A 9,746-nucleotide genomic window follows, 5' to 3' on the forward strand; every position below is an offset into this window, starting at 1 on the left:
AAATGACAGGCATTCCCCCGAGACGGAGTTGTTTCGGGGGCTTTTGCGTGTTTTTTTATTGCTTGTCCAGTTATAAATAAATTCATTTTTTGCACGAATAAAACATAAGAAATCAGTCAAAAAAAGTTTTACAATGGAGCAAGACAGCTGGTTGTTCAGCTGAAAAAGAATCTGGCGGGTGAGATTGACGGTGATAAAAACCATTCTGAAAAAACTGCATCCTTTCAGCTTGGCTCAATTTGAACAGCGGGAATTTGAGGGTGTTTGGCTTTTTGCGAAAATCGCCGGTTTTTCGCAAAAACGGCTTGTCCAAATCAATCGTGTGTTTGCTGTACTTAATGGCGTTAGCTGGTTCGGATTAAACCGGCTGTTTTTCACGAGTCAGTCGTCAGTGACAGTTGACTTGCTTGTACTTGGCATACTCGTCGTTTTTGTCAGTTTTTCAGGCTTTTTCCTCTTTCTTAAACAATCACGCAAGTCCGAGTTGACACAGTCATTGATATTCTTTTTGCAAGTCATGCTTTTTTTTCTGATTATTGGTCTTGCGGGCAGTTTTATTTGCTTAGGACTCGTTTCTTTGTGCAAGTTTTTCATACTTTTGTTCGTCCGGTTCAGTTTGACGGGCTATTTTATCTATGTTTTCCTGATGAAAAAAAGACAAGCTGCTGGCGGACAGCAGTGGTTTCGACTGCTTAAAAAGTGGGGTTGCCGAATACTTTTGGGCAGCATCCCGATGTTTGCAGGTATCTCTGTGCTGGTTGGTTTTTACGGGTCGTTGCAGCTGGTGACAGGCTTATACATGATGGCGTCATCTTACAGTATGTCGCTGCTGGCGGTGGTGTTTTTCATGTGTTTTTACTTGAAATGGCGATTTCCTGCCAGCTATTTGGAGACAGCGGAAAAACAGACTGATAATTAAATCTAGCAGAAAATTTCATGAAACTATGAAAAAACCGCGCATCTTTTCAAATAATACAGCGTTATACTGTTGGTGTAACGAGATAAGAGAAAGGGTTGACGCACGTGACATGGCATCAAAAAGAAACTGATACAGTCTTAAACGAGTTTGGCACATCACTTAAAGGCTTGTCAGCTGATGAAAGAAAAGAGCGGTTGGAAGCTGCGGGAAGCAATCAGTTATCTGAAAAAGAGCCGCTGAAAGCATGGCAAAAAATCGGTAAGCACTTTGTCGACGTGTTAATCATCGTGCTGATTGCAGCCGGAATTTTAAAAGGACTGACCGGCGATTACATTGAGATGGCGATTATTTTTGCAGTTGTCCTCATTAACGGGTGTATCAGCTACTTTCAAGAGCGGAAAGCAGAAGAGTCCCTTGACGGATTAAAGCAAATGATGGGTATGGAAACCATTATTTTATCAGAGAACAAGCAAGTCACCGTCGATACCGCGGCTCTGGTACCCGGCGACATCGTACTGCTGCGTTCGGGTGACGTTGTGCCGGCTGATTTACGATTAATCAGCACATCAGAGTTGGTGATTGAAGAGTCTGTCCTGACTGGCGAGTCAGTTCCTATAGAAAAAAAAGAGATGATGTTTGATGCAGATGTTGCTTTAGGGGATCGTATAAATATGGCTTTTTCAGGAACACTTGTTCAGTCGGGGACAGCTAGCGGTGTTGTCGTTGCTACCGGCGATAAAACTGAGCTTGGCAAAATCAATGCGGCACTTTTATCTGTGGCGCAGCAGACAACGCCGTTAATCAAAAAAATGACACACTTAAATAAACTGATTGTCAAAGGCTTGCTTGTTTTAATCGCTTTTGTCGTCGTGTTTGCGGTCTTCAGGTACGGGATGGAATTTAATTTATTGCTGTCAGCGCTGATTGCACTGATTGTGGCGGTTGTACCAGAAGGACTGCCGGCAGTATTAACGATGATTTTATCCATGGGTGTGAACACGATGGCTAAAGAGAATGCCATCATCAAACATTTGCCCGCGGTCGAAACGCTGGGTGCTATGACTGTTATTTGTTCGGATAAAACAGGGACACTGACCAAAAACGATATGACAGTAGCAGATGTGATTACCAAAAACGGCCAGCTTGATACCAGTGCCGCGGTAACAAAAGCAGAACAGCTTTTATTGTCAGTGATGAGCAGCTGTCAGGACATCCGGACTGACAGCTGCCAGAAGTTGTCTGAGTTATCGGGAAATCCGACAGAGCGGGCATTGCTGATGTATTCAGAACCACTATCCGGCGATTTTTTACCGGCAATCGACAAATTGCCGTTTCATTCGGAGCATAAATTTATGGCCACACTACATGATTTGCCGGATAAGTCACGTTGCCTCTATGTAAAAGGCGCACCGGAAAAATTGCTGGCCCAAAGTCGGCTGACAAAACAGGAGCGGCACTACTGGCAGACACAAACGGACCGGTTGACAAAAAAGGGCAGACGTGTGTTGGGATTTGCCGTCAAACCGGATTTTTCGGGACAGACAGTTGAGCATGAGGATGTGTCTGATTTGCAGATGATTGGTTTGGCGGGGATAATCGATCCGCCGAAAGAGGAGGCAATCGTTGCGGTTGAGCAATGTTTGCAGGCAGGGATTGCCGTGAAAATGATTACGGGAGACCATAAGGACACCGCACGGGCCATTGGCGAAACACTGGGGATGAAGCATACTTGCCGCGTACTGGAAGGAAGCGACATCGAAAGCATGTCTGATGCTTCTTTGCAGAGCCTCGTACAAGAGGTGGATATTTTTGCCCGGACAACACCTGAACAGAAACTGCGAATCGTCAATGCACTTCAGGCAAATGGCGAAATCGTCGGGATGACCGGGGACGGCGTCAACGATGCGCCGGCACTAAAGAAAGCAGATATTGGGATTGCTATGGGGATTAAAGGCAGTGATGTCAGCAAGCAGGCGGCAGATATGATACTTGCCGATGACCATTTCGCCACAATTGCCCGGGCGGTCAAAGAAGGCAGACGCCTGTACGACAATTTAACCAAAACCATTCATTTTTTTCTGCCCTCCTCTTTGGCGCAGGGGCTGGTTGTTCTGGTTGCACTGTTGACAAACATGCCGCTGCCGTTAAGCCCGACTCAAGTATTGTGGGTCAACATGGTTACGACTGTGGCACTTTCCTATGCAATTGGTTTTGAAAAGGCTGCCCGCGATACAATGACTCGTGCGCCGCGCCCTGTGAACGAGCCGATTTTGTCCGGCTACAGCCTGTTCAGGATTTTTTATGTGTCATTGCTGGTTACTGTGCCTTGTTTTATTGTTGCTTCCCAATTCGAGGACACTGCGGTCAGACAAACAGTACTGCTGCAAGGGATTGTTTTGTCTCAAGCATGCTACATGCTCAGCTGCCGTGAACTGCTCCATCCAGCAATCAATCGCAACATGTTCCGTAATAAAGCATTATTCATCTCGTTTGGCGCGTTGTTCATACTGCAGTTTTTTTCTGTCAATACCCCGTACGGCAATGCGCTTCTCGGCACAGTCCCGCTGTCGGCAGAACAGCAGATTCAACTGATACTGGTTGGCGCGATTCTTTTTGTCATCGTTGAAACCGAAAAAATGATTACCAAGTATCTGGCGGGTAGAAAGAGCAGGACAAAACTTGCCTAACCGAGCAGCTTCAGCTAACCAATGGCTGAAGCTGCTCGGTTTTTATAAATACAAGGACGAAACAGCCCGTTTTAAACGGTCTAATTCGTTGCGGGTCGGGATGGATGAAATATAATAGACAGGCAATGTCAAAGAGGATTCAATCAGCATGTTGCTGATAAGGATATCGCTGTCACCGCCGGGCAAGTGCGGCAGCTCGTCCAGCTCTGTCATTGCCAATGCGACGCGGCTTCCTAACAAGCCTTGAAGTTCCTGATACAGATAGTTTTTCCAGGCAGGCTCGCCTTGAAAGACAAAGTAGGCGGTCAACCATGTTTGATTGACAGAAAGCAATGCGTCTTGTGTGATCAGCAGCAATGTGCTGACGACAGGTGCTGAATCAGCCACTCTGATTATGCTGTTGCTGTGGTTTATCAGATGATCTATAAACTGGAACAGTTCAGGAAATTTGTCTTGGCTGAATTCAATCAGTTCCTGATGTTCCAACAGAAAGCGGTCTGCAAGTATATGCGACTCCGCGTATTTTAAAAAGAATAAAAGCAGGCCGTCAGTCAAAGCTGTCAAATTAACGGTTTTACCAAGATGTGCGCTGATTTTTCCGGCAGTTGCGTCGCAGTAGGAAATGAGATGCTGGTAATGCGACACGATAGTTTGCTGCAGTACGGGAGGCAGTGTTTTATTATATCCCCAGCTTTCCAGAAAACAGAAAAAAGCAAAAAACAGCTCGTCGTCTTTTATGTAAATCCCCTCCGACTCGTACAATGTCTCCAAGTATTGTTTAAAGAGCACGAATAACGGGTCGTCGAAATTCGCTGCCATATCATCAGACAAACGGCACCCCGCTTTTATGCGAATCGTATTGATGAAAAACCAGCAAGTACCGAACACTGTCTCAGTTGCAACGTCAAGATCGTTTCGTCTGAGCTGTTTCAAAAAGAACTGATAGTTGCTTTCGTGAACAGGATAATCGTCAAAGAAGAAGTTGTTGTGGGTAAACGGCAGCAGCAGGCGGTGGTAAAAAATCCGGATGTTTATTTCATCTCCTTTCCAATAGAGTGTCTTTGCTGTCAAACGGATGCTTAAATGGAATGAGTCAAGCTGCATATTCATTTTGGTGATATGGCGCCGCAGTGTTTCAAAAGACACACCGTTTTCGGCTGCGAACAGCTGGACCGGCACTTGACTTGTTTTCAATAATTCCCGTACGATACGGATACCGAGGGAATCATTCATGAAATTTTCCCAGATGTGATTTGCCGGCGTGCTGCCGTAATTGACCAGCTGCATGCCGTTGTTGCCCTCTGCTTCGATTACCCAGCCTGCGGGCAGTTCGCTCCGCATGTGGGAAATATCATTAAAGACAGTTCGTTCGGTTGTCTTGACAAGCGCAGCAATCTGTTTGGCGGTGGCTTTTTCTTGATTCACAAGGCATTCGATGATGGCGATTTTTCTGCGGATATCTTTTTCAGTGATAAGTTGTTTTGCTAAAAAGTACATGGTGTTTCCTCCAGACACACATAGGCCGCACAGCAGGGTGTAGGTATGTGCTTGTTTTCACAAATAGTGAGTCTTTATTCCTTAGAAAATTTTATCAAAAAATCAGGATGATGGCTAATTTTTATACATGACAAAATTGACAAAAGTGTTTTTTTAAAAGATTATCGCACTATCTGTGAATCATGCATAAGAGTGAAGAGCTGCTGTCAGTTGTAATAAATTAGTTTATGCAAATGAGAATGATTATGATAATTATATTCAAAGATGTTAAAATAAAGCCGTAGTACCTCGGAGTATAATTATAATAATTATAAAAAGGGAATAATTACAAAAATGTCTTGACTTTCTTTTTTTGAAGCTTCATAATTAATATTGTAAGTTATTTTACATATCGTTCTGCAAAGAACAATAATTTATCGGGAGGAATCTTACATGTCATTAATTGGTAAAGAAATTGAAGAGTTTTCAGCACACGCGTATCACCAAGGAAAATTCATCGACGTTTCATCAGAAGATTTTAAAGGACGCTGGAGCATTGTTTGTTTTTACCCGGCTGATTTCACATTTGTCTGCCCAACTGAGCTTGAGGACTTGCAAGGACAATATGATGACTTGAAAAAACTGGGAGTGGAAGTTTATTCTGTATCCACTGACACTCATTTTACCCATAAAGCATGGCATGACCATTCAGACGCAATCGGTAAAATCGAATATATTATGATTGGTGATCCTTCTCATAAAATTTCACGTATATTTGACGTGTTGGACGAAGAAGAAGGGACCGCGCAGCGCGGCACGTTTATCATTGATCCGGACGGAGTGGTCCAAAGTATCGAAATCAATGCAGACGGTATCGGACGCGATGCAAGCATCCTGATTGATAAAATTAAAGCAGCCCAATACGTGCGCACACATCCGGGCGAAGTATGTCCGGCCAAGTGGAAAGAGGGCGAAGAAACATTGACAACAACCATTGATTTGGTTGGTAAGATTTAAGGAGAATTGCCATGAGTTTAGATGCAGGGTTAAAAAGCCAATTGGCACAATATCTTGATTTATTGGAAAATAATCTCGTGCTGACGGTCAGTCTGGACGGTAGCGAAAATTCGCAAAAGATGGCGGAGTTTATCAACGAAATTGCTGATATGACACCTAAAATAACAGTCAAAGAAGGACGTTTGAAGCGGACACCGAGTTTTGCCGTTGATCGGGAAGGCGAGGCAAGCAGCGGCATTGTATTTGCCGGCATTCCTCTTGGACATGAATTTACTTCGCTGGTTCTCGCACTTCTTCAAGTAGGCGGACGGGCACCTAAGATTGATGAGGCGGCAGCTGATCAAATTAAACAAATCAATAAACAGCTGGCGTTTGAAACATATGTCAGTTTAACTTGTCACAACTGTCCGGATGTGGTGCAGACGCTAAATATCATGAGCGTCCTGAATCCTAATATTTCACATACGATGGTTGAAGGCGGCATGTTCAAAGATGAAGTCGAGGCAAAAGGCATCATGGCTGTACCGACTGTGATGCTGGACGGCGAAGAGTTTATAAGCGGACGCACAACGATTGAAGCAATTCTCGAGAAAATAGCAGGACCGGCGGACGCTTCAGAATTTGAAGGAAAAGACCCGTTTGACGTATTGGTGGTCGGCGGCGGTCCAGCTGGGGCGAGTGCAGCTATCTATGCTGCCAGAAAAGGGATCCGCACAGGATTAGTGGCTGAAACATTCGGTGGACAAGTACTCGAAACACTCGGTATCGAAAATGTTATCGGCACGACATACACCGAAGGACCGAAGCTGATGGCCCAAGTTGAAGCGCACGTGTCAGAATATGACGTCGATATCATGAAGTCGCAGCGTGTTTCCGGCATTGAGAAAAAAGACCTGGTCGAAGTGACCTTGGAAAACGGCGCAGTACTTAAAAGCAAGACAGCTGTCCTGGCAACCGGTGCCCGCTGGCGCAATATCGGTGTTCCCGGTGAGCAGGAGTTCAAAAACAAAGGGGTGGCTTACTGCCCGCATTGTGATGGCCCGCTGTTTGAAGGTAAAAATGTTGCAGTTATCGGCGGCGGCAACTCGGGTATCGAAGCGGCTATCGATTTGGCCGGTCTCGTCAACCATGTGACTGTTTTGGAATTTATGCCGGAATTAAAAGCTGATAAAGTGCTGCAGGACAGATTGTATTCACTGCCGAATGTGACAGTGTTGACCAATATCCAAACCAAAGAGATTACCGGTACTGATAAAGTCAACGGTATAACCTATGCTGACCGCGAGACTGGCGAGGAAACACATCTGGCGTTGGACGGGGTCTTTATCTTGATAGGTCTCGTTCCGGTAACTGACTGGCTCGGCGATTCTGTGGAGCGCAACCGGATGGGAGAAATTCTGGTCGACAAGCACGGCGCAACCAGCATGCCGGGGGTGTTTGCTGCAGGCGACTGCACGGACAGCGCGTATAAACAAATCATTATTTCAATGGGCTCCGGTGCAACGGCGGCTCTTGGCGCGTTTGATTATATGATTAGGAATATATAGGGAAGTAAGGTTTAAGAAATTTGGGTCAGTATTAAAAATGAACCAAGCCGCTATAAATAATGGGACTGATAGAAAAATTCTATCAGTCTCATTATTTTTGTAAAAAAACAAGCCGACATACAAAATTTCCGTTAGAATAGAATCACCATAACACTATCTAAAAAGGAAGATTTTATATGTCGACATCTCATCCTATCAAACAATTACTCGGAGTGAAAGATAAATATATCCAAATCCACAACTGTCATGAAGATGTATACAAAGGGAAGAAGGTGATGATTGCTGAAACTGACTTGATTCGCTCGTTTAACCGCTGCCCGTTGCCAAGTGTCAAGCACAACCATCCTGCGCACATTATCTGAATTGACTGGCGAAATTAACCAGAAGAAAGACTAGTTACCGACGTGTCTCTTATTCGATGAATTCCGTTCGTTACCATCATGTTACGGAAAATACTCCTTCTCCTGCATGGACGGCGATACCGGCAAACTCTTTGACATTTTACCGAGCCGCAGGAAAAAAGACTTGGTCGCGTATTTCCTGCGCTTTGACCGCAAGGCGCGTGACAGAGTCTGCTATATCGTGATAGATATGAACGCTCTCTACTTTGCGTTGATGAGGGAGTGTTTCCCAAATGCCGGACCGGTTTCATATGATTCAACACTTAAACAAAGGGTTTAACGCTGTTCGGATACGTGTCATGAAGCACCTTGATCAAACGAATGCTGCCCAAGCCAAACTGTATCGACAATTAAAATCATTGTACAAATTACTCTTGAAGTCTGCGGATAAGTTGGATTACGTCACATTTAAAAAGGGACGAAACTTTGGGTGGAGTTATTTGACTGATGCTGAAGTCGTGGACCGCTTATTATTGATTTCTTCTGAATTAAAAACGGCTTATCATTACTACCAACAACTCTTTGCAGCTTATCATGCCAAAGATGCTGACCAGTTCTTCAATCTACTTAAAGACGCGCCAAATGAACTGCCGGGGGAGTTGAAGCATATCAAAAAAGCCTTTTTTAAATACGAGAGCGGCATTCACTTAGCCTTTACCACACCGTATTCTAATGGGCGTTTAGAGAACCTGCATACGCATATTAAGACCTTAAAACGAATAGCTTATGGCTTTAGGAGCTTTACCAATATGCGCACCAGTGGGTTGATTCAAATAAAGAAACACCGGAGAAGGAAAACTATTCCTTACTCCGATGTTCATAGGTGATACTATCGGTCCGATTTGACGAAGTGCTGATTACTATTCAGCAATTTTCTTTTTCAACCAGTAAAGAGCCAATGCTAGACCTGACAAGGCAACGCCAAGACCAGTTAATTTGTAATTGCCAATTTCGTTAGTTTGCGGCAACACTTTTTTCGTAACTGTCGTTGTTGTTGTTTTGACAGCAGGTTTTGCTTTTGCACTATCTGCAGGATCTGCAGGATCTACAGGATCAGTTGGATCTACAGGATCAGTTGGATCTACAGGATCAGTTGGATCTACAGGATCAGTTGGATCTACAGGATCAGTTGGATCTACAGGATCAGTTGGATCTACAGGATCAGTTGGATCTACAGGATCAGTTGGATCTACAGGATCAGTTGGGTCTACAGGATCAGTTGGATCTACAGGATCAGTCGGATCTGCAGGATCAGTTGGATCTGCAGGATCAGTTGGATCTGCAGGATCAGTCGGATCTACAGGATCAGTTGGATCAGGGTTAGGAACCGTTTCATTTTGCATAAGTTTCAATTCGGAAGATGCTTTAATAAGAGCATTTGCTGCAGCATCCACTTCTGCTTGTGTCGCTTCCTCATCAGCTAATACAGCCTCTGCTTTAGCTAGAGCATCAGCGAAAGAATCCCAGCTTTCAGGTGTATAGTCAGATTCAGTGAATCCAGTATTCATTTCTACTGCTTGTTTCAACAAGTCTTTGTTGACTTTATTATCAACAGCTGGTTTTATCACCAGCCCGCTCAACGCTTTGACTAGTTCATTGGCAGCTTTGTCAACTTCAGCTTGAGTAGCATCCTCATCTTTCAAGACAGATTGCGCTTTCTGCAACTTGCTTTGGAATGGCGCCCAAGAACTGACAGTGT

General features: G+C 44.4%; 7 protein-coding genes and 1 pseudogene. 6 read left to right on the forward strand and 2 right to left on the reverse strand.

Features of this window, described 5'->3' with window-relative positions; all coding sequences use genetic code 11:
* The first annotated feature begins 190 nt into the window (after positions 1-190).
* Both CBF27_RS03425 and CBF27_RS03430 read left to right on the forward strand, forming a co-directional pair.
* Complete coding sequence (locus tag CBF27_RS03425; protein ID WP_126812448.1) at positions 191-919, forward strand: hypothetical protein; 729 nt, start codon at positions 191-193, stop codon at positions 917-919.
* Between the two features lie 104 nt (positions 920-1,023).
* Positions 1,024-3,606, forward strand: coding sequence for an HAD-IC family P-type ATPase (locus CBF27_RS03430; RefSeq protein ID WP_126812451.1), 2,583 nt, complete (start codon positions 1,024-1,026; stop codon positions 3,604-3,606).
* A gap of 42 nt (positions 3,607-3,648) precedes the next feature.
* On the opposite strand, the gene mafR is transcribed toward CBF27_RS03430, so the two are convergent.
* Positions 3,649-5,103: a global transcriptional activator MafR gene (gene mafR, locus CBF27_RS03435; protein ID WP_126812453.1), complete on the reverse strand. Its 1,455-nt coding sequence runs from the start codon at positions 5,101-5,103 to the stop codon at positions 3,649-3,651.
* Positions 5,104-5,535: 432 nt separating this feature from the next.
* On the opposite strand from mafR, the gene ahpC reads away from it, so the two are divergent.
* The 4 genes and pseudogenes from ahpC to CBF27_RS14090 all read left to right on the forward strand — a co-directional run bounded on the left by ahpC (position 5,536) and on the right by CBF27_RS14090 (position 8,874).
* Positions 5,536-6,099 carry an alkyl hydroperoxide reductase subunit C gene (gene ahpC / locus CBF27_RS03440; RefSeq protein ID WP_126812455.1) on the forward strand — a complete coding sequence of 188 codons (564 nt, stop codon included), beginning with the start codon at positions 5,536-5,538 and terminating at the stop codon, positions 6,097-6,099.
* 11 nt (positions 6,100-6,110) lie between these two features.
* On the forward strand, positions 6,111-7,646 hold the full coding sequence (gene ahpF, locus CBF27_RS03445) for an alkyl hydroperoxide reductase subunit F (RefSeq protein WP_126812457.1): 1,536 nt from the start codon (positions 6,111-6,113) through the stop codon (positions 7,644-7,646).
* A gap of 176 nt (positions 7,647-7,822) precedes the next feature.
* The gene (locus CBF27_RS14080; RefSeq protein ID WP_170174991.1) at positions 7,823-8,008 is read left to right on the forward strand and encodes a hypothetical protein; all 186 of its coding nucleotides are present in this window, start codon (positions 7,823-7,825) and stop codon (positions 8,006-8,008) included.
* 106 nt (positions 8,009-8,114) lie between these two features.
* Positions 8,115-8,874, forward strand: a pseudogene (locus CBF27_RS14090) (transposase).
* A 33-nt stretch (positions 8,875-8,907) separates the two neighbouring features.
* Here CBF27_RS14090 and CBF27_RS03455 read toward each other — a convergent pair.
* Positions 8,908-9,746 (reverse strand): LPXTG cell wall anchor domain-containing protein (locus tag CBF27_RS03455; protein ID WP_126812459.1); only part of this gene is annotated, 839 nt, incomplete at its 5' end.

Origin of the sequence: Vagococcus acidifermentans (assembly GCF_003987655.1) — a bacterium.
In the GTDB taxonomy this organism is placed as follows: domain Bacteria; phylum Bacillota; class Bacilli; order Lactobacillales; family Vagococcaceae; genus Vagococcus_B; species Vagococcus_B acidifermentans.

Coding starts and splice junctions, on each gene's coding strand:
- ahpC (WP_126812455.1), top strand. CDS start 5,536: ATGTCATTAATTGGTAAAGAAATTGAAGAGTTTTCAGCACACGCGTAT.
- mafR (WP_126812453.1), bottom strand. CDS start 5,103: ATGTACTTTTTAGCAAAACAACTTATCACTGAAAAAGATATCCGCAGA.
- ahpF (WP_126812457.1), top strand. CDS start 6,111: ATGAGTTTAGATGCAGGGTTAAAAAGCCAATTGGCACAATATCTTGAT.
- CBF27_RS14080 (WP_170174991.1), top strand. CDS start 7,823: ATGTCGACATCTCATCCTATCAAACAATTACTCGGAGTGAAAGATAAA.